This is a genomic window from Neisseria zoodegmatis (assembly GCF_900187305.1).
Lineage (GTDB): Bacteria > Pseudomonadota > Gammaproteobacteria > Burkholderiales > Neisseriaceae > Neisseria > Neisseria zoodegmatis.
On sequence record NZ_LT906434.1, the window covers coordinates 121,903 to 144,600 of the forward strand.

Sequence of the window (22,698 nt, forward strand, 5' to 3'; positions counted from 1 at the left end):
TTCCACTTATTTATTCTTTAATCAACGGTGATGTGTATCAGCCTCACAAGACTGATGTAAGCTTATTCAAAGAAACTATCCAAAGTCCTTCAAATGATAGAGTCAAGCCTCACGAGCAATTAGTATCGGTTAGCTCCACGCATTGCTGCGCTTCCACACCCGACCTATCAACGTCCTGGTCTCGAACGACTCTTTAGTGCGGTTAAACCGCAAGGGAAGTCTCATCTTCAGGCGAGTTTCGCGCTTAGATGCTTTCAGCGCTTATCTCTTCCGAACTTAGCTACCCGGCGATGCGACTGGCGTCACAACCGGTACACCAGAGGTTCGTCCACTCCGGTCCTCTCGTACTAGGAGCAGCCCCCGTCAAACTTCCAACGCCCACTGCAGATAGGGACCAAACTGTCTCACGACGTTTTAAACCCAGCTCACGTACCACTTTAAATGGCGAACAGCCATACCCTTGGGACCGACTACAGCCCCAGGATGTGATGAGCCGACATCGAGGTGCCAAACTCCGCCGTCGATATGAACTCTTGGGCGGAATCAGCCTGTTATCCCCGGAGTACCTTTTATCCGTTGAGCGATGGCCCTTCCATACAGAACCACCGGATCACTATGTCCTGCTTTCGCACCTGCTCGACTTGTCGGTCTCGCAGTTAAGCTACCTTTTGCCATTGCACTATCAGTCCGATTTCCGACCGGACCTAGGTAACCTTCGAACTCCTCCGTTACTCTTTGGGAGGAGACCGCCCCAGTCAAACTGCCTACCATGCACGGTCCCCGATCCGGATCACGGACCTGGGTTAGAACCTCAAAGCCACCAGGGTGGTATTTCAAGGACGGCTCCACAGAAACTGGCGTCTCTGCTTCTAAGCCTCCCACCTATCCTACACAAGTGACTTCAAAGTCCAATGCAAAGCTACAGTAAAGGTTCACGGGGTCTTTCCGTCTAGCAGCGGGGAGATTGCATCTTCACAACCATTTCAACTTCGCTGAGTCTCGGGAGGAGACAGTGTGGCCATCGTTACGCCATTCGTGCGGGTCGGAACTTACCCGACAAGGAATTTCGCTACCTTAGGACCGTTATAGTTACGGCCGCCGTTTACTGGGGCTTCGATCCGATGCTTGCACATCTTCAATTAACCTTCCAGCACCGGGCAGGCGTCACACCCTATACGTCCACTTTCGTGTTAGCAGAGTGCTGTGTTTTTAATAAACAGTCGCAGCCACCGATTCTCTGCGACCCTCCAATGCTTACAGAGCAAGTCTTTCACATCAAAGGGCATACCTTCTCCCGAAGTTACGGTATCAATTTGCCGAGTTCCTTCTCCCGAGTTCTCTCAAGCGCCTTAGAATTCTCATCCTGCCCACCTGTGTCGGTTTGCGGTACGGTTCAATTCAAACTGAAGCTTAGTGGCTTTTCCTGGAAGCGTGGTATCGGTTACTTCATGTCCGTAGACACTCGTCATCACTTCTCGGTGTTTAAAAGACCCGGATTTGCCTAAGTCTTCCACCTACCGGCTTAAACAAGCTATTCCAACAGCTTGCTAACCTAACCTTCTCCGTCCCCACATCGCATTTGAATCAAGTACGGGAATATTAACCCGTTTCCCATCGACTACGCATTTCTGCCTCGCCTTAGGGGCCGACTCACCCTACGCCGATGAACGTTGCGTAGGAAACCTTGGGCTTTCGGCGAGCGGGCTTTTCACCCGCTTTATCGCTACTCATGTCAACATTCGCACTTCTGATACCTCCAGCAACCTTCTCAAGTCACCTTCATCGGCCTACAGAACGCTCCCCTACCATGCACTAGGTGCATCCGCAGCTTCGGTTACAGATTTGAGCCCCGTTACATCTTCCGCGCAGGACGACTCGACCAGTGAGCTATTACGCTTTCTTTAAATGATGGCTGCTTCTAAGCCAACATCCTGGCTGTCTGGGCCTTCCCACTTCGTTTACCACTTAATCTGTCATTTGGGACCTTAGCTGGCGGTCTGGGTTGTTTCCCTCTCGACAACGGACGTTAGCACCCGCTGTCTGTCTCCCATGATTGCACTTTCCGGTATTCTTAGTTTGCCATGGGTTGGTAAGTCGCAATGACCCCCTAGCCATAACAGTGCTTTACCCCCGGAAGTGATACATGAGGCACTACCTAAATAGTTTTCGGGGAGAACCAGCTATCTCCGAGTTTGTTTAGCCTTTCACCCCTATCCACAGCTCATCCCCGCATTTTGCAACATGCGTGGGTTCGGACCTCCAGTACCTGTTACGGCACCTTCATCCTGGCCATGGATAGATCACTCGGTTTCGGGTCTACACCCAGCAACTCATCGCCCTATTAAGACTCGGTTTCCCTACGCCTCCCCTATCCGGTTAAGCTCGCTACTGAATGTAAGTCGTTGACCCATTATACAAAAGGTACGCAGTCACCCAATTAATAGGCTTCCACTGTTTGTATGCATCAGGTTTCAGGTTCTATTTCACTCCCCTCCCGGGGTTCTTTTCGCCTTTCCCTCACGGTACTGGTTCACTATCGGTCGATGATGAGTATTTAGCCTTGGAGGATGGTCCCCCCATATTCAGACAGGATTCCACGTGTCCCGCCCTACTTGTCGTATACCTAGTACCACTGATGAAATTTCGAATACGGGGCTATCACCCACTATGGCCAAGCTTCCCAGCTTGTTCTTCTATCTCAACAGCTATCATATACAGGCTCCTCCGCGTTCGCTCGCCACTACTTACGGAATCTCGGTTGATTTCTTTTCCTCCGGGTACTTAGATGGTTCAGTTCTCCGGGTTCGCTTCGCTTATCCTATGTATTCAGATAAGGATACCGTACAAAATACGGTGGGTTTCCCCATTCGGACATCACCGGATCATAGCTTTATTGCCAGCTCCCCGATGCTTTTCGCAGGCTTACACGTCCTTCGTCGCCTATCATCGCCAAGGCATCCACCTGATGCACTTATTCACTTGACTCTATCATTTCAAGAACCTCTCTGACTTCGTTGTTTCGGCGTTGACTACCTACCCAACTTGAAGTCTTTACTCTGACAAAGCTTACTGCTTGTTGTGTACCGAACTGTGCCTTTTGTGTTTCACAGTTCAGTCGATACAATCATCACCCAAATACTGCGGCTTACCTGTTACAGTAAGCCAACATTGTCTTTGTTTGTTGATTTCGGCTTTCCAATTTGTTAAAGATCAATGCGTTTTACATGAAACAAACTTTTGTCTCAAACTTCGCAAATTAAAATGAGCTGCGCATTGTAGCAGCTAACTTTAATTTGTAAAGTCTTTAAATGTTTGGTGGAGGCAAACGGGATCGAACCGATGACCCCCTGCTTGCAAAGCAGGTGCTCTACCAACTGAGCTATGCCCCCATACTCTTACTCAAGTATCGATACTGCTTACTCTTGCTTTGAGAATGTCTGGTGGGTCTGGGAGGACTTGAACCTCCGACCCCACGCTTATCAAGCGTGTGCTCTAACCAGCTGAGCTACAAACCCAAGGTCTCTTTGCTTTCCAATATGCCAACAACCATCCTTCTTAATCCGAATAACCTTTTCGGTCATGCTCGGCTTAAAAGTAATTCATGCAGCACATCTTCAAGCTTAAACGCATCTTTAATATCACAGTTTACCGATAAGTGTGAGTGCCTCTCAGCCTCTTTTCTCTAGAAAGGAGGTGATCCAGCCGCAGGTTCCCCTACGGCTACCTTGTTACGACTTCACCCCAGTCATGAAGCATACCGTGGTAAGCGGGCTCCTTGCGGTTACCCTACCTACTTCTGGTATCCCCCACTCCCATGGTGTGACGGGCGGTGTGTACAAGACCCGGGAACGTATTCACCGCAGTATGCTGACCTGCGATTACTAGCGATTCCGACTTCATGCACTCGAGTTGCAGAGTGCAATCCGGACTACGATCGGTTTTGTGGGATTGGCTCCACCTCGCGGCTTGGCTACCCTCTGTACCGACCATTGTATGACGTGTGAAGCCCTGGTCATAAGGGCCATGAGGACTTGACGTCATCCCCACCTTCCTCCGGCTTGTCACCGGCAGTCTCATTAGAGTGCCCAACCAAATGATGGCAACTAATGACAAGGGTTGCGCTCGTTGCGGGACTTAACCCAACATCTCACGACACGAGCTGACGACAGCCATGCAGCACCTGTGTTACGGCTCCCGAAGGCACTCCTCCGTCTCTGGAGGATTCCGTACATGTCAAGACCAGGTAAGGTTCTTCGCGTTGCATCGAATTAATCCACATCATCCACCGCTTGTGCGGGTCCCCGTCAATTCCTTTGAGTTTTAATCTTGCGACCGTACTCCCCAGGCGGTCAATTTCACGCGTTAGCTACGCTACTAAGCAATCAAGTTGCCCAACAGCTAATTGACATCGTTTAGGGCGTGGACTACCAGGGTATCTAATCCTGTTTGCTACCCACGCTTTCGGGCATGAACGTCAGTATTATCCCAGGGGGCTGCCTTCGCCATCGGTATTCCTCCACATCTCTACGCATTTCACTGCTACACGTGGAATTCTACCCCCCTCTGACATACTCTAGTCACCCAGTTTCAAACGCAGTTCCCAGGTTGAGCCCGGGGATTTCACATCTGACTTAAGTAACCGTCTGCGCCCGCTTTACGCCCAGTAATTCCGATTAACGCTCGCACCCTACGTATTACCGCGGCTGCTGGCACGTAGTTAGCCGGTGCTTATTCTTCAGGTACCGTCATCAGTCATGGGTATTAACCACAACCTTTTCTTCCCTGACAAAAGTCCTTTACAACCCGAAGGCCTTCTTCAGACACGCGGCATGGCTGGATCAGGCTTGCGCCCATTGTCCAAAATTCCCCACTGCTGCCTCCCGTAGGAGTCTGGGCCGTGTCTCAGTCCCAGTGTGGCGGATCATCCTCTCAGACCCGCTACTGATCGTCGCCTTGGTAGGCCTTTACCCCACCAACCAGCTAATCAGACATCGGCCGCTCGAATAGCGCAAGGTCCGAAGAGCCCCTGCTTTCCTTCTCAAAGCGTATGCGGTATTAGCCATCCTTTCGGACAGTTATCCCCCACTACTCGGTACGTTCCGATGCATTACTCACCCGTTCGCCACTCGCCACCCAAGAAGCAAGCTTCTCTGTGCTGCCGTCCGACTTGCATGTGTAAAGCATGCCGCCAGCGTTCAATCTGAGCCAGGATCAAACTCTTATGTTCAATCTCTAACTTTTTAACTTCTGGTCTGCTTCAAAGTAACTGACAGACAATGTATAATCTTGTCTCTCTGTTTTTGTCGCAGTGTGAGGCCTAAAGACACTCACACTTATCGGTAATCTGTGTTGTTAAAGAACGGTTGCTGCTGTGTCAGCAGCGAAGAAACCGAACTATACACACCCGCCCGCACCCCCGTCAACAACCACAACGCAAAAAATCACAACGGAAATCACATATCGCTGTTTATTATGGGAATTATTTTAGACAACTTTACCCAACGCTTGCACAAAACCGCGAACTTTTAATCCAAACACCAACGCACCACCCATCAATCCAAATGCGCCAAACACTCAAAGGCCGTCTGAAAAAAGAATTTTCAGACGGCCTCAATCTACCTAAAGCACTCTCATCCTTGTACGGATGAATGAATTTTAAAGTTTGCCTTCTTCACGTTGTCTTCCATAATCTGCGGCCGCAGTAAAGAGTACATCAGTAGATGAGTTCAACGCGGTTTCGGCTGAATCTTGTACTACGCCGATAATAAATCCTACTGCTACAACTTGCATGGCAATATCATTTGGAATGCCGAACAAACTGCACGCTAAAGGAATTAACAGCAATGAACCGCCGGCTACGCCTGAAGCACCCGCCGCACTAACGGTAGCAACCAAACTCAACAATAAAGCTGTCGCAAAATCCACTTGAATGCCTTGAGTGTGTGCGGCTGCCATTGCTAACACGGTGATGGTGATGGCGGCGCCCGCCATGTTGATGGTCGCACCCAAAGGAATAGAAATCGAATACGTATCTTCGTGCAAACCGAGTTTTTTGGCCAACGACATATTAACCGGGATATTGGCTGCGGAAGAGCGGGTGAAGAAAGCTGTTACTCCGCTTTCGCGCAAGCAAGTCAGCACAAGCGGATAGGGATTGCGCCGGATTTTCCACCACACAATCAACGGATTCGCCACCAAAGCGATAAACAGCATACAGCCTACCAATACGGCCAGTAATTTCGCGTAGCCTGCCAAAGCACCGAAACCGGTTTCGGCAATGGTGGAAGACACTAAACCGAAGATACCTAAAGGTGCGAAACGGATAACCCATTTGACAACGGTTGAAACGGCATCCGCCAAGTCTGCAATCATGAGTCTCGTTTGCTCGGACGCATGACGCAAGGCAAATCCCAACACCAAGCCCCATGCCAAAATGCCGATGTAGTTTGCATTCGCAAGGGCATTAATCGGATTGGCTACCAGATTCAGCAGCAAGGTTTTCATGACTTCTTTAATGCCTGAAGGAGGCGTAGTAGTAACGTCACCTGCACTTACCAATACGATTTCGGTTGGAAACAGAAAACTTGCAATCACAGCAGAAAGCGCGGCAGTAAACGTACCAATGGCATACAACACAATAATAGGTTTGATGTAAGCCTCATTGCCTTTTTGGTGGCTGGCAATGGCACTCATGACCAACACAAACACCAGCACGGGTGCAACTGCTTTCAATGCACCCACAAAAAGCGTTCCCAACAGCCCAGCCGCCAAACCGGCAGAAGGCGACAGTGCCGCCAGTGCTGCACCTAACAGCAGCCCGATAATAATCTGCTGCACCAAACTAACGCGATTAACGGCATCAATAACCGGATTTCCACTTGCCACGACACATCCTTATATAAGGTTAAGAATAGCTAACATTCTAAAATAAAACGCTTTGAATGGATAGAAGCCGTTAATTAAGCTGCTAAATTTTTATAAACCATATTTTTTAGTGTTTTATTTCAATTTAAATCAAATTTTAATATTTTATTTTTATAAAATATCTCATCACGAAGTACACCCTTTTATTCATCCGTAACATCATTTTCTTTTTCAGGCGTTTTCAGTTTGTTCGCTTTCATTTTTTAGAAAATCTGTAAAATTTGCTATAAGAATAAATGCTTATCGATGAAAAAATCTTTCTTGGTTTAATGATGCCGCCTGCTGAAAATAATAAAAAATGCTAGAATCGGCCTTCGCAGATGCTGCTATCGTTTTAAAAAATTAAAAACTGGTTTAAGAAGTTATGAAAAAACACACCGTTAAGCTTTTACTGCCCGCGCTTTCGCTTGCCTGCACACAGGCTTTCGCCTATACGCCTTCGCCTGAAGACTATGTGCCTATTAAAAAAGAAAAAAAAGAACCGCAACAAGCTGAAAGCAATGGTAAAAAGCTGCCGGTAAAGTATCCGATCCATATCAATGTGAACGATAAAGAAGTCAAAGAGATGCTGGAAGAGCATTTGCCTTTGATTTCCCAGCAAGAAGAAGAGGAATTGGATAAAGAACAGCTGGGCTTTTTAGCTGAAGAAACGCCTGACAACGTTATCACGATGTTGAAAACCAAAGGGTATTTCAACGGCAAAGTTACGGTAGAACCTTTGGGCGAAGGCTATCAAGTTAATGTTACCACCGGCCCGCGCACGAAAGTGGATAATGTCGGCGTGGCGATTGTGGGCGATGTGCTGCAAGACGGCGATTTGGCGCAATACTATAAAAGTGCTTTGGAAAACTGGGCCTTGCCGGTAGAAAATCCTTTCGACCAAAGCGGATGGAGCAGCAGTAAAACATCCGTGCTTTCAGCGGTAACACGCAAAAAATATCCTTTGGCCCGACTATCCCATTCTCAGGCCACCATCAATCCCTACAACAATACCGCCGATTTGAATGTGGTCGTAGAGAGTAACCGGCCGATTTATTTCGGCGACATCCAAATCAGCGGCACCAAGCGCTATCCTGAAAGCGTGGTGCGTGGGATGGCCAAGTTCCAACCCGGTTCGCCTTATGATTTAGACCAGCTTCTCGATTATCAGCAGGCGCTGGAGCAAGACGGCCATTATTCCGGCGCGTCGGTACAAGCCGATTTTGACAATTTGCAGGACGACAGAGTGCCGGTCAAAGTGGCGGTATCGGAAGTCAAACGGCACAAACTCGAAGCCGGTGTACGCTATGATTCCGAATACGGCTTGGGCGGGCGCATCGGTTATGACTACTACAACCTGTTTAACCGCGGCTACATCGGTTCATTCGTTGTGGACACGGATAAATACGAAACTACCGTGGCAGCCGGTGTGAGCCAACCGCGCAAAAGCAACGGCCATTATCTGACTTCCAACGTTTCCTACACCCGCTCCACCACTCAAAACCTTGAGAAACACGCTTTACGCAGCGGCATTTGGCGCGTGCGCGAGCGTAACAACATCGAATCGCGTATCGGCGTCGAATACCTGACCGAAAGCAGCCGCGTGCCGGACACCAATTACGATTTAGGCCGCAGCCACGCCACGATGGTAACGGCTTCGTGGAAACGGCAGGAAATGTCTACGCTGCTGCGTCCCGAAAACGGCTATTACCTCGACGGCAAAATCGGCTCTACACTCGGCTCGCTGCTGTCGTCCACCAGCATCGCACGGGCGCGGGCAAGCGCGGGTTATTACTTCACGCCGGAAAACAAAAAAATCGGCACCTTTATCGCGCGCGGACAAGTGGGCTATGTGTATGCGCGCGAAGATCAGGAAGTACCCTCTTCTTTAAGGTTCCGCACTGGTGGTGCAACCTCCATCCGCGGTTATGAATTGGACAGCATCGGCTTGGCCGGCCCCAACAATTCCGTGCTGCCCGAACGCGCTTTGGCTGTGGCCAGCTTGGAATACCAATATCCGATCAACAAGAGCTTTTCGGCAGCGGTATTCCACGACATGGGTGACGCAGCTTTGAACTTTAAGAAAATGTCGTTGAAGCACGGCACGGGCCTCGGCGTGCGCTGGTTCAGCCCGGTAGCGCCTTTCTCGTTTGACATTGCCTACGGCCACCACGACAAAAAAGTACGCTGGCACATCAGCTTGGGCACACGTTTTTAAACCGACCCATCAGGCCATCTGAAAAACTTATGCTTACAGCGAACGGCACACCGATATTTTCAGACGGCCTCACACTATATATACATATACGATATAAGAACCTACGGTCAGCAAGCCAGCAGCCTCCGACCTACCCCAAGATGCACAGGTTAATACAAGATGACAGACCATCAGGATAATAAAAACACCGAACAACTCCGGCAAAACGGGTATACGGAAACGCTTCCCGATACGAGGCCGTCTGAAAAGCAGCCGAAAAAAAGAAAATGGCTCAAAATCACAGCGGTATTGTTCGCCTCGCTGTTGTTTGTTTTCAGCGCGCTGGCAGGTGCCGTGGTGTGGCTCGCCAGCACCGAATCCGGCCTGCGCTACGGTCTGTATAACATTCCCTCATGGTTCGGCGTCAACATCCAATCCAAAAACCTGAAAGGCACACTTTGGAAAGGCTTTACCGGCGACGAATGGCGCATCGAAACCGAAGGCGCCGACATCGAAATCAGCGCCTTAACCTTCGACTGGCAGCCCGACGAGCTGAAACAGAAAAAACTGCACATCCGCCAAATCCTCGCCGGCGACATCAGCGTCATCACCAAGCCCACCCCGCCCAAAGAAAAACAGCCTCCGCAAGGTTTGCCCAAAAGCGTGAGCCTGCCTTTGGAAGTGCTGGTTGATAAATTGGAAACCGGCAAAATCAGCGTCGGCCCGCGCGCCAACAAGCAAACCGTTTACCTCAACCACCTTTCAGCCTCATACGCCTACGACCACCAGATCCACAGCCTCAAGCTGGCCGACATCAACACCCCGTGGAACAGCGCATCAGGCAACGCCACCCTGGGCGTGAAAAGCCCGTTTTACCTCAACGCGATTCTCAACGGCAGCGGCACGCTGGATAACGATTACATCGTAGCCGCCACCCGCCTGACCGGCAGCCTGCAAGACGTAGAAACCGACATCCGCATCGACGGCGACAACGTTCGCCTGCATGCCACCTCCGTGCTGCACCCCTTTGCCGAAAAACTGAACGACAAAATCAAGCTTGCGCAGGTTAAAGGTTTCAACATCAACCCCAGCGCTTTTTTATCTTCCCTGCCCAAAGCCAAGCTCGAGTTTGATGCCACCATCGTGCCCTCTTTCGAAAAAGGCATCGGCTTGGAAGGCTCGATAGATTTGCTGAACAGCGCCGCCGCACCCGCCGATGCACAAGGCATTCCGGTACGCAAACTGCTGTCGGGCTTCACCATCAACGATGAAGGTCTGATCCGCATTCAAGATACCGAAGCCCAACTGATGAACAAAGGCACCGTAGGGCTGGCCGGCACCATCGACACCGCCAAGCAAGAGCTTGCCCTCGCCGCCTCCCTGCGCGACATTACCGCCGCCGACGTAGTCAAACAAAAACTCGACGGCAAATTAAACGGCACCATCAAAGTCGGCGGCGCCTTTAAAAACCTCGAAACCGCTTGGGAACTCGATACCGGCAACGCCCTTTCAGACGGCCTCATCCAAATGCACACCGACGCCAAAAACGGCCAGCAAACCCTGCATTTCAAACAAGCCCGCGTACGCCCGACTAACGGCGGCGAAATCAATGCCACAGGCTCGCTGGAGCTGTTTAAAAACCAAGCGCTCAAGCTCGCCGTGGTCAGCAAAAACTTCAACCCCGGCAAGCTAAACACGCAGTTCCCCGCCGGCAGCGTCAACGGCACGATTAACCTCGACGGCGAAATCGCCAACCAAAAATACAGCGGCAAAATGCAGTTCGGCCCCAGCACGCTTTCCGGCGTACCGCTGAAAGGCAGCGCCGATGTCGTTTATGAAAAAGCCCACCTCTCTCGCGCCGTGGCCGACATCCTGCTCGGCAACAACAGCATCAAAACCAACGGCAGCTTCGGCAAACAGGGCGACCGCCTGAATGTAGACATCAACGCCCCCGATTTAAGCCGCTTCGGCTTCGGACTCAGCGGCCTGATTACCGCCAAAGGCTACATTGCCGGCGACCCCGCCAAGCTGGAAGCCGATTTAGTCGGACAAGCCCGCAGCCTGCGCGTTGCCGATGCCGTACAAATCAACGACCTCAACTTCAAACTACAAGGCTCGCCCGATTACAGCCGCCCCTTAAACGTCGAACTCAAAGGCAACCGCATCAGCATCCTCGGCGGCGGTTCGCCCACCGTGATCGACAGCGTCGATTTATCCGTTAACGGCACAGGCTTGAGCCACCGCATCCGTGGCGGCGGCAACATGTCGCTCGGCGGCAAACCCTACACCCTCGCCGTCGATGCCAACGGCGGCTTGGACAACAAACAGCAATGGAAAGGCACGCTCAGCGTGCTGGATATCGGCGGTGCATTCAATCTCAAGCTGCAAAACCGCATGAACCTCGAAGCCGGTGCCAACCGCGTAGCCATGAGTGCTGCGCGCTGGTCGGCCATGGGCGGCAGCCTGAATATGGAAAACTTTGTTTGGGACAAGAGAAACGGCATCACCACCAAAGGCAACGCCGTCAATCTCGATATGTCACAACTGCATAATTTCTACACCCCGCCCGTGAAACACAATCTCGTTTTGGCCGGCGACTGGGATTTGTCGTACAGCCAAAACGCCCGCGGCTACCTCAACATCCGCCGTCAAAGCGGCGACGTGGAGCTGCCGTACCGCAAACAAATGCTCGGCTTGGGCGCACTTTCCCTCAATACCACTTTCCAAAACGGCCGTATCGACAGCAAACTCGACGGCGTTACCGGCTACGGCAACATCAACGGCAACGTCGTGATCAGCCAGCAGTTTGGTAACGACATCAAACTCGCACCCATCAACGGCAAAATCAGCATCGGCGCGCCCAATCTCGAAGCTTTCCGCAACTTCTTGCCCGTGGGCCAAACCCTGCGCGGCAACCTCGAAGGCATCGCCACCATCGGCGGACGCGTCGGCCAGCCCCAATTCAACGGCACGCTCAACGGCAACGACCTCTATTACCGCAACCAAGACTTAGGCTTGATTCTCGACCACGGCGTATTGCGTTCGCGCATTCAAGGCCAATCGTGGCTGATCGACAACCTGCGTTTCCACCGCGGCGGCACCGTAGAACTGAAAGGCACGGTAGGCTTAAACAACGCCGAGCCTAACGTCAACGTTGATGTTTTATTCAACAAATACAACGCGCTGGATAAAGCCAACCGCCGCCTGACCCTCAGCGGCGACGCCAAAATGCTCTACACCGAAGCCAACGGCGTTATCCTCACCGGCACGCTCAAAGCCGATTCCGGCTATTTCGGCTTCCAAAAATCCGGCATGCCCACTTTAGACGACGATGTGGTCGTGCTCGGCGAAGTGGAAAAACCCAAATCCACGCCCACGCCCATCAGCATGAATCTCGTGCTCGACCTCAACGATAACCTGCGCTTCAGCGGCGAAGGCTTGGACGTTACCCTCGGCGGCCAACTCAACCTAACTGCCAAGCCCGGAGAGGCCGTACAAGGCGTCGGCACGGTGAAAGTCATCAAAGGCCGCTACAAAGCCTACGGACAAGACCTCGACATTACCAAAGGCCAAATTTCCTTCGTCGGCCCCTTGTCCGACCCCAACCTCAACATCCGCGCCGAACGCCGCCTTTCTGCCGTCGGCGCCGGTGTAGAAGTGCTCGGCAGCCTCAACAACCCGCGCATTTCACTGGTAACCAACGAGGCCATGAGCGAGAAAGACAAACTGTCGTGGCTGATTCTCAACCGTGCCAGCAGCGGCAGCGACAGCGACGAAGCCGCCCTTTCCGCCGCAGCAGGTGCGTTCCTCGCAGGCCGCGTCAACGACAAACTCGGCTTGGTGGACGACTTCGGCTTCACCAGCAAACGCCGCCGCGACGCCCAAACCGGCGAACTGAACCCCGCCGAACAAGTGCTGACCGTCGGCAAACAGCTCACCAACAACCTCTATCTGGGCTACGAATACGGCATCAACAGCGCCAGCCAGTCGGTCAAACTGGTTTACCAGCTTACCCGCGCCATTCAGGCCGTTGCCCGCGTCGGCAACCTCTCGTGGGGCGGCGAAGTGAAATACAGCATACGTTTCGACTAACCGCCATAAGGCCGTCTGAAAGCACGTTTTCAGACGGCCTTTATCATGTTTTGAGGCCGTCTGAAAAGCCGCTTTGATGTATAATTGACGACAATTTCACATCATTGCCGGCTGTTTTCAGACGGCCGCCTATCCAGCAATCAAACAGGAATCCGCTATGATCAACCCCATTTCCGCCCTTTCCCCGCTCGACGGCCGCTACGCCAAATCCGTAGAAGCCCTGCGCCCGATTTTCTCCGAATACGGCCTGATGAAAGCCCGTGTGAAAGTTGAGCTGAGCTGGCTCAAAGCATTGGCCGCCGAACCGAAGATCGCCGAAGTGCCCGCATTCAGCGACTTCACCGTTGCCGAAATCGACCGCGTTATCGCCGAATTTTCGCTGGAAGATGCCGCCGCCGTGAAAGCCATCGAAGCCACCACCAACCACGACGTAAAAGCCATCGAATACTGGTTGAAAGAGCGTTTTTCAGGCGTGCCCGAAGTTGCCGCCGCCAGCGAATTCATCCACTTTGCCTGCACCAGCGAAGACATCAACAACCTTTCACACGCCCTGATGCTACAAGAAGCACGCGAAGCCGTGGTGCTGCCGAAGCTGGCCGAAATCACCGCCAAGCTCACCGAAATGGCGCACGACCTAGCCGCCGTGCCGATGATGAGCCGCACCCACGGGCAACCCGCCACGCCATCCACCTTGGGCAAAGAAATCGCCAACGTCGTTTACCGCCTGCAACGCCAAATCAAACAGCTTGCCGCACAAGAATTTTTAGGCAAAATCAACGGCGCGGTCGGCAACTACAACGCCCACATGGTCGCCTACCCCGATGTGGATTGGGAAGCGCACTGCCAAACATTCGTCGAGCAAGCATTGGGGCTGACCTTCAACCCCTACACCATCCAAATCGAGCCGCACGACTACATGGCCGAGTTCTTCCAAACCCTCAGCCGCATCAACACCATCTTAATCGACTTCAACCGCGACGTATGGGGCTACATCTCCCTCGGCTACTTCAAACAAAAAGTCAAAGCGGGCGAAGTAGGTAGCTCCACCATGCCGCACAAAGTCAACCCCATCGACTTTGAAAACTCCGAAGGCAACTTGGGCATGGCCAACGCCGTGTTGGGCTTCCTTTCGGAAAAACTGCCCGTCTCCCGCTGGCAGCGCGACCTCACCGACAGCACCGTGCTGCGCAACATGGGCGTGGGCGCAGGCTACACCGTGCTGGGCTTGGTCGCCCACCTGCGCGGCCTGAACAAACTGGAAGCCAACCCCGCCGCCCTAGCCGCCGACTTGGACGCCACTTGGGAACTTTTGGCCGAACCGATTCAAACCGTGATGCGCCGCTACGGCGTGGCCAATCCGTATGAAAAACTGAAAGACCTCACCCGCGGCAAAGACGGCATCACGCCCGAAGTGCTGAAAGTGTTTGTCGAATCGCTGGACATCCCCGCCGATGCCAAACAGCAGCTGCTGGCTTTAACACCCGCGCTGTATGTGGGCAAAGCCGAAGAACTGGCAAAACGCATTTAAGGCATTTGAAATGATAAGAGGCCGTCTGAAAGCAGTTTTCAGACGGCCTCTTATGTTGGAGGGATGGTTTAATAACACAATCACGCAAAGGTGGCTGACACTTCCTGCGTTTCGCTGATTCGGTACTTTGTAGTTTCAACGCATAGCCACGCAAGGTGGCTGACTGCGGCAGCGGGGCAAATGTGATTGCTTTTGCCGTTTCAACACACAGCCACGTGAGGTGGCTGACTGCCCGCCCGTTTGCAAGCTACTTTGGCCGCTGGTTTCAACACACAGCCACGCGAGGTGGCTGACAAAGGCTATTCTGCTAAAGTGGTTTCTTTTACTGTTTCAACACACAGCCGCCCGAAGGCGGCTGACGCAAATCAATTTCAGGTTTAAGCTTGTTGTAAAGTTTCAACACACAGCCACGCCAGGTGGCTGATGTCAACGATACTTGGACCGCTTCGGCCAACTTGCGTTTCAACACACAGCCACGCCAGGTGGCTGATAATTTAATCCTGTCTGCCACACGCGATATGTGTGTTTCAACACACAGCCACGCCAGGTGGCTGAAGAAAAGCAAGCCGAATTACTTTATTACTACGGTGTTTCAACACACAGCCACGCCAGGTGGCTGACACCGTTTCAGCGGTTTTGCTTACCCAAAGGCTCGTTTCAACACACAGCCACGCCAGGTGGCTGATTATGCGCCTGCTGATGATTATTTAGACGGGCTGGTTTCAACACACAGCCACGCCAGGTGGCTGATAACGGTGCTGATTTGTTGTGCTTGAGTAGCGTTGTTTCAACACACAGCCACGCCAGGTGGCTGACGACGGGCGAGCGGACGGATATTTGAGCTGTGCGTTTCAACACACAGCCACGCCAGGTGGCTGAGTGGTCGATTACGAGCACCAAACCCTGCACAAAGGTTTCAACACACAGCCACGCCAGGTGGCTGAAGCCTCTTCCCAAACCGTTATCCGACAATCATCTAAATCCCGATTTTCGCCAAACGGTTCAAAAAGATGCCAGAGCAGACTATATCACAGCGGCTTGGTTTTAATCGCTTGAATATCTGAGTAAAAAATTTCGCCAACCTTGCAGCTTTCGTATGTTTGCTGCGGGTTGGCGCTGATTTGTTATTCCGCCCAAACAAATAGGTAGCATATGCTCAAGAAGCCGTCTGAAAATTTTCAGACGGCCTCAATTGCCTATTTAACAAGCAATCAAATCATAAGAACGATGGGATCGTCCGATACGGAGGCCGTGGCCGTATTTCGATAGGCGTAATCTGTTCCAGCGGCAGGCTGGGCGGCTTGGGTTGCGGTTTCGGCGGGTGTGCCGAGCGCTGCTTCCAGTTTGCTGTTGATTTTGCTTTCCAACAAGTCATAGGCAACGGTTCCCGAGTCGAACACAAACGATTTAACGGATACGTTTTTTTGGTTGTCGAGCTGTTTTTCAATAGTGAGCATGTCTGCGCTGTCTTTGAAGCCGATCACCCAATCGGTCTGCATGCCTGACGGATGGGTGATTTTTTTGAGCGTTAAATCTTGCGGGGTGATGCCTTTGCTGAAACGGACGATGTTGCTGCCTTCCCAATCGCTGATTGTGTCTCTGCCGTAATCTTTTCCGAAGATATAGGTGTCGTTGCCGGCTCCGCCGAAGAGAGTGTCGTCGCCCTCGCCTCCGTTGAGGGTATCGTTGCCCCACAAGCCGTGCAGCAAGTCGTCTCCGTTGCCGCCTGTGAGCAGGTTGCCGTTTACGTCGCCGAAGAACATGCGGTCTTCGGGGTCGGGCAGGTCTTTCAGGGCGAATTTGATGGTGTGGGTGGCATCATCGCTGAGGGTGCGTTCGGGATCGAACGAGTGGAATTTAAAGCGGATTTCAGCTTCGCTTGCGCCTTTGTTGGGGATGAACACCAAGTCTTCGCTGTCTGAAACGTAGAAGCGGTCTGCTTTCACCCATTGCCGTATGCTGCCGTCTGAAGACATATAAGCTAAGCGGCCGCCGATGACTTTTTCGATATCGTAGCTGTGCTCGGGATGCTCGTTGCCTGCGCCGATGCCGAAAACGGCTTCGCTGAGGCGGTAGGCGTTGTTGTTGTCGATGGCAACGGTTTTGGTATTGCCTTGAATGCCGACGGCGGCTTCCAATTGCCACGGTTTGTATGTGGCGGAATCAAATACGAAGTTTTGAATGGCGGCATCGTCGCCGTGTACGTTTTGATTGTGGATGAGTAACAGGTCTTGCGTGCCTTTGAGGCCGATTTTCCAGATACTGCCAATGTTGCCGTCTTTCAATACATCGACTTTGATGTCCAAATCTTGGGGGCGGATTCCTTTGCCGAAGCGGACGGTGTTGTTTCCTTCGGGGTCGGAAAGGGTTTCGATGCCGGGGATGCGGTAGTCGATGATGGTATCTCTGCCGTAGCCTCTGTCGAAGAAGTAGGTATCGTCGCCTTTACCGCCGAAAAGTGTGTCGTCGCCTTTGCCGCCGTCGAGATAGTCGTTGCCGTCGTTTTTATCGCGCCAGTATAACTGTCCTTCTTCGTTTTTCAGCGGGCGGGCGTCTATGTCGCCGATTAAGCGGTCGTTGCCCAAGCCGCCGTACAGTTTGTCGCTGCCGTCGCCGCCGCGTACGTCGTCGTTGCCGCCTTTGCCGTCCACCACATCATCGCCGCTGCCGCCGCGCAAAAGGTTGCCTGCGGCATTGCCGGTAATGGTGTTGTTGTCGTTGTTGCCCGTGGCTTTGATGGCTTTATCGCCCACTAAAGTCAGGTTTTCGACATGCTCGGGTAAAACATAATCGGCGCTGCTGAATACGCTGTCGGTGCCTTGATTAACTAATTCGATAATCTTGTCGTTGGAGTCGTCCACTTGATAGATATCGCTGCCGGTGCCGCCGACCATCAGGTCTGCGCCTTTTCCGCCGTCTAAATAATCGTTACCGCCGTAGCCGTATAAATCGTCTTTGCCGTCGTAGCCCATCAAGCGGTTGCGGTTTTCATTGCCGACAATGGCGTTGTTCAGCTCGTTACCGGAGCCGTCGAGCGCAGCTTTGCCGACTAAAAACAGGTTTTCGACATTTTTCGGCAGGGTGTAAGGTACGCTGCTGTATATGGTGTCTATGCCCCGGTTGATCTTCTCAATCACGCGGTCTTGCGGATGGGTAACGCGGAAAATATTGTCACCGTCATCGCCGTACATCACTTGAGGCGAGCGGCTTACCTGCTCTGATTTCAAAGCCTTTGTATCGGGTTGTCCGTCTTTTGCGGCCACTACTGAAGTTTTTTTGTTGCTCATGATACTTCCTTATCAAAAAATCAAGTTGAATCTTCATTCGTGAGACAAAACGAGGCCCTTAAGGTTTGATGTAAAACATCCAATTGAAATAATATTAATATTGAATATATTTACGTTGATATTATAATGTACAAATATTTGTAATCATAAGATATTTTTATTATTTATTTTCAAACAATAACAAAATGGCAAGCAAAAAAATTCCCTGCAAAAAGCCAATTTGAGCAGGGAAGTTTCAGCCGTTTTGAAACGTGAAGGCCAACGGTTTTTTCAGACGGCCTCGAAGCAAGATTTTTCAGCTTTATTGAGCCAAAGCAATACAGACATGAATTTATGGTTTATTCCGTGAAGTTATACGCGTTTTGCTATAAAATGCCTGCATATAAAAGCAATTAATTACTCACGCTATTCGGGTTAACCGGCACGCGAAACCGACCGAAAAAACGCTGTTCGGCCATGCTTTCATGCCGTTTGCGCCCGAATTCCCGACGAAACGGGCTTAAAACTGTACAATGGCCTAAGTTTCACAGCAGTAAATCCATACACCGCAAACCCTATCATTCTTTTACCTACCCTTGCCCACTGGAGCGCCGCAACATGATGGCCGTCCGTTCCTTCTTTACGACTTTGCTGCTGGCTGTGCTGCCGCTCGGCTTTCTTGCCGTGATGGTGGTTGCGCCTTTGCTGGCTTTGGCGTTTTACGAAAACCAAGGGTTGGTGTGGCAGGTATTGCAAGACGAATACATTCAGATGCGTATCGGTTGGACAACGCTTCAGGCGGCTCTTACCTGCCTGTTCACGCTGCTGCTGGGCGTGCCTGTGGCTTGGACGCTCGCCCGTTTGGAATTTCGCGGAAGAAGATGGATTCTGCGGCTGCTGATGCTGCCTTTCGTGATGCCCACACTGGTGGCCGGCATGGGCGTGTTGGCTTTGTTCGGGCCGCGCGGGTTGCTGTGGGCAGGCTGGGAAGACACGCCTTACCTGCTGCTTTACGGCAATGTTTTTTTCAACCTTCCCGTGCTCATCCGCGCCGCTTACCAAGGCTTTCTGCAAGTACCCGCCGCACGCCTTGAAACAGCCCGAACCCTCGGTGCGGGCACATGGCAGCGTTTTTGGCATGTTGAACGCCCCGTGCTGCAACCTTGGCTCGCAGGCGGCATGTGTTTGGTGTTTTTATACTGTTTTTCAGGCTTCGGATTGGCCTTGCTGCTCGGCGGCAACCGCTACGCCACCATAGAAGTCGAAATCTACCAACTGATTGCCTACGAACTGGATACAGCCACCGCTTCCGTGCTGGTTTGGCTGGTATTGCTTATCACCGCACTGGCCGGCATCGCCTACGCTTGGCTAAGCCGCCGAACCGCCTCCGGCAGAAACATCCGCCCGCTGACGCCGGAACCGCCGCGCACCCGCACCCAAAAAACCATGTTGGCCGCCACACTCGCCCTGCTGGGCTTATGCTGTGCCTTACCGCTGTTGGCCGTGTGTTTTCAAGCGGCATCGGCCGGCGCTTCATGGCAGGTTTGGCAGGAAGCCGACACCCTTGCCGCCGCATGGAACACCCTGCGATTTACCTTTTCGGCCATGCTCGCCGCCATACTGCTCGGCATCCTCCACGCCGCACTCGCGCGCCGCGTTGTATGGATACGCGGGTTAACCTTTCTGCCGTTTATGGTATCGCCCGTATGCGTAGCATTCGGCCTGCTGCTGCTTTATCCCGAATGGACAGCCTCTCTGCCCCTGCTCATTGCCACCTACGCCCTGCTGGCCTACCCCTTTATCACCAAAGACATACTGGCCGCATGGGACGCCCTCCCCCCCAACTATACCGCCGCCGCACGCAGCATGGGCGCAAACCCCTTTCAGACGGCCCTTTACGTTACCGCCCCACTGCTGCTGCCTTCCCTCCGCCGCGGCCTTACCCTCGCCGCCGCCACCTGCGTGGGCGAATTTGCCGCCACCCTGTTTTTATCCCGCCCCGAATGGCAAACCCTTACCACCTTCATTTACCGCTATCTCGGCACGGCCGGCAGCGACAACCACGACCGCGCCATGGTACTCACCGCCATCCTGATGCTGCTCGCCTTTATCGTCTTCCTACTGCTCGACTCGACAGAAAAGAAACAACAGGCCGTCTGAAAAAGGAAAACCCATGCTGCAACTCAAACACATCAACAAACACTACGGCAGCAAAACCGTGGCCGACAACATCACACTCGAAGTAGCAAAAGGCCACATTCTCGCCATACTCGGCCGCTCCGGCTGCGGCAAATCCACCCTGCTCAAAATCACCGCCGGGCTTGTCGAACCCGACAGCGGCGAAGTATGGATAAACGGCAGCAACCTCACCCGCACCCCGCCCGAGCACCGCCGCATCTCACTCGTCTTCCAAGACTACGCCCTGCTGCCCCATCTCAACGCCCTCCAAAACGTCGCCTTCGGCCTCAAAATGCAAGGCGTCCACCAAGCAGAAGCCCGCCAAAAAGCACAAGCCATGCTCACCGAAGTCGGCCTCGCAGACGAAGCACAACGCCGCACCCACAGCCTTTCCGGCGGCGAACAACAACGCGTCGCCCTCGCCCGCGCCCTCGTAACCGACCCCAAACTCATGCTGCTCGACGAACCCTTCTCCAGCCTCGACACTGGTTTGCGCCAACAACTGCGCCAGCTCACCGCCAACCACATCCGCCACCGCAACATTCCCGCCGTTTTAGTGACCCACGACCCCGAAGAAGCCTTCGCCCTTGCCGACCAAATCGCCCTCATGCACAACGGCCGAATCATCCAACTCGCCGCCCCCGGCGCACTCATCGCCGCCCCCTCCGACGCCCGCTCCGCCCGTTTGATCGGCGCCGACAACGTCAACGACACCCGCTACATTCCCCGACAAGCCATACACTTCAACCACCCTCAAGGACAAAACGCCAAAATCACCGCCCACACCCGCCTGCCCGACCGCAGCCTACTCATACTCATCCACCCGCAACACGGCGAAATACAGCTGCACCTCGATCCCTCGGAAACCCATAATCTCAACCTACAACCCGGCAGCGAATGGCCGCTTTGGGTGAATGCACGGAAAATTGTTTGGTTTCAGCAGGATACAGATTTTCAAACATACTAAAAAAACCGAGAGGCCGTCTGAAAATATTTCAGCTAATTCATTTAGTTTGTAGCTGGATTTTTAGGTATTTGGAAATAGATGATTTTTCAGACGGCCTCAGATAAGTCGTCTGTTTCTTTTGGGGATTTAAAACGGTAACGTTTGAATTTTTCAATGATTAGGCGGCTGAGGGCAGCTGACGATTTTTTTTCAAGTTGGCCGGCTTGTTTTTGTAGTTTCAACACACAGCCGCCCGAAGGCGGCTGATATTGCATCCGCTATGCTTTTTTCTTCGTCTGTATGTTTCAACACACAGCCGCCCGAAGGCGGCTGAATTTTCACTTTGCGGCCGCGTCCGGCCATGCCGCCGTTTCAACACACAGCCGCCCGAAGGCGGCTGATCCGCTGTGGGGTGGTGTTAGTTTTGTCATGTGATATACAACTACATAAAACGCGAAAAATTTAAGGAAATCAAAAAATAACGAAAAAATCAGGTGAAAATTTAAAACGCAAAAAAACGCGCAAAAATGATTGAAATATGCTCATTTTTGCGCGTTTTTTGTCATGGAATAATCGTGGAATTATCAGATTCGATTATTTGGCTATGCCACAGCTCCACAGGTAGCGTCCAAGTATCTCGAAATCATGCGGCTCGGTTTGGGATAAATCCAACTCTGTTGTTGGATATATCCCTTTGTTCGGGTTATCACTAATAATGTTAAAGGTGTGGGCATTCAGGCGTTGTAGGCGTTTGATTCTGATCTCGTCGTATTGTCGGAAGAGATAGATACCTTCCTCTGTGTATTTGGCAGTTGCACACCATAAAACCGTGCCAAGGTCGATTAAAGTGGGAAACATGCTGTCGCCTTTGACGCGCGTGCAGAAGCAGCGGTTTGGGTTTACGCCTAAGTGTTTGAAAAATGAAGCTCTAAACCACATTGCTTCGGTTTCTTCCGCCTGCCATGAGATTGTGCCGTTGCCCGCGCTGCCAAACACGTTGATGTGATAGCGGACAGGCACGATATTGGCGGTATCTTGATGAGAAGCCCATGCTTTATAACCGGACACCAAATCTTCCATGCTGGCCGGTATGGGGTCGGTTGAATAGATGGCCGCTATTTCACGCTGTTTATTGGGTGCGGATGATGCGGCGTTACTTATATATATACTTTTATATATACTTTCATCCGTCGCAGCTTGTGATATTTCTTCCGCAGCCTCTTCAAACAGGTTTAATAGTCCTTTTTCTATCAATTCTTCAATGACATAACCCGGTAAGATGTATATGGTTTTATTGCCACCCTTACCGCCCTTTCCGGGTACTACTCTTGATGCCCATTGTTCGGACTGTGCGCGCAGCTTTATGCCGGGTCCTGATTTTGGTAGAGATGTAAGTGTTATTCCTTGCTCTGCCAATTGCTCAATCAGCTTATGTAATTCATAGGCCCCAAGTTCTATATTTTGGGAAAAATCCACTTTCATACTCCATTTAAAAGTATAAAAGACAAGTATCAAAGTGCTTTTATACTTTATTTCTTTTTAAATCATATAGTTGCTTAATTTTCACTTTTATTCTTACTTTTATACT

At 52.0% G+C, this 22,698-nt stretch carries 8 protein-coding genes, 2 tRNA genes, 2 rRNA genes and 1 CRISPR repeat array; of the genes, 5 read left to right on the forward strand and 7 right to left on the reverse strand.

From position 1 onward, the window contains the following. Positions 1–98: 98 nt before the first annotated feature. The 5 genes from CKV66_RS00615 to sstT form a co-directional block, all read right to left on the reverse strand. A 23S ribosomal RNA gene (locus tag CKV66_RS00615) occupies positions 99–2,985 on the reverse strand. 328 nt (positions 2,986–3,313) lie between these two features. After that, positions 3,314–3,389 (reverse strand) — tRNA-Ala (locus tag CKV66_RS00620). Between the two features lie 49 nt (positions 3,390–3,438). After that, a tRNA-Ile gene (locus CKV66_RS00625) sits at positions 3,439–3,515 on the reverse strand. A 171-nt stretch (positions 3,516–3,686) separates the two neighbouring features. Continuing rightward, a 16S ribosomal RNA gene (locus CKV66_RS00630) occupies positions 3,687–5,227 on the reverse strand. Together the 16S and 23S rRNA genes with 2 tRNA genes alongside form the textbook arrangement of a ribosomal RNA operon. 428 nt (positions 5,228–5,655) lie before the next feature. Next, positions 5,656–6,885 (reverse strand): serine/threonine transporter SstT, encoded by a 1,230-nt coding sequence (gene sstT / locus CKV66_RS00640; protein ID WP_085364256.1) that lies wholly within the window; start codon positions 6,883–6,885, stop codon positions 5,656–5,658. A 403-nt stretch (positions 6,886–7,288) separates the two neighbouring features. Here sstT and CKV66_RS00645 point away from each other — a divergent pair, with 403 nt between their 5' ends. The 3 genes from CKV66_RS00645 to purB all read left to right on the forward strand — a co-directional run bounded on the left by CKV66_RS00645 (position 7,289) and on the right by purB (position 14,720). Continuing rightward, a complete protein-coding gene (locus CKV66_RS00645; protein WP_085364255.1) occupies positions 7,289–9,121 on the forward strand; it encodes an autotransporter assembly complex protein TamA in 1,833 nt (610 codons plus the stop codon). Between the two features lie 159 nt (positions 9,122–9,280). Beyond that, a complete protein-coding gene (locus CKV66_RS00650; RefSeq protein ID WP_085364254.1) occupies positions 9,281–13,192 on the forward strand; it encodes a translocation/assembly module TamB domain-containing protein in 3,912 nt (1,303 codons plus the stop codon). 157 nt (positions 13,193–13,349) lie between these two features. Beyond that, positions 13,350–14,720, forward strand: coding sequence for an adenylosuccinate lyase (purB, locus tag CKV66_RS00655; RefSeq protein ID WP_085364253.1), 1,371 nt, complete (start codon positions 13,350–13,352; stop codon positions 14,718–14,720). A 393-nt stretch (positions 14,721–15,113) separates the two neighbouring features. Further along, positions 15,114–15,664: a CRISPR direct-repeat array (repeat unit 31 nt; unit sequence GTTTCAACACACAGCCACGCCAGGTGGCTGA). A 267-nt stretch (positions 15,665–15,931) separates the two neighbouring features. Here the strand turns inward: purB and CKV66_RS12715 are convergent. After that, complete coding sequence (locus tag CKV66_RS12715; RefSeq protein WP_085364252.1) at positions 15,932–18,007, reverse strand: calcium-binding protein; 2,076 nt, start codon at positions 18,005–18,007, stop codon at positions 15,932–15,934. A gap of 597 nt (positions 18,008–18,604) precedes the next feature. Here CKV66_RS12715 and CKV66_RS00665 point away from each other — a divergent pair. After that, entirely contained in the window at positions 18,605–20,146 is a 1,542-nt protein-coding gene (locus tag CKV66_RS00665; protein ID WP_408633866.1) for an ABC transporter permease, read from the forward strand. Positions 20,147–20,159: 13 nt separating this feature from the next. Continuing rightward, complete coding sequence (locus tag CKV66_RS00670; protein ID WP_085364250.1) at positions 20,160–21,131, forward strand: ABC transporter ATP-binding protein; 972 nt, start codon at positions 20,160–20,162, stop codon at positions 21,129–21,131. A gap of 573 nt (positions 21,132–21,704) precedes the next feature. On the opposite strand, the gene CKV66_RS00675 is transcribed toward CKV66_RS00670, so the two are convergent. Beyond that, the gene (locus CKV66_RS00675; RefSeq protein ID WP_231990496.1) at positions 21,705–22,586 is read right to left on the reverse strand and encodes a S24 family peptidase; all 882 of its coding nucleotides are present in this window, start codon (positions 22,584–22,586) and stop codon (positions 21,705–21,707) included. Positions 22,587–22,698: the final 112 nt, after the last annotated feature.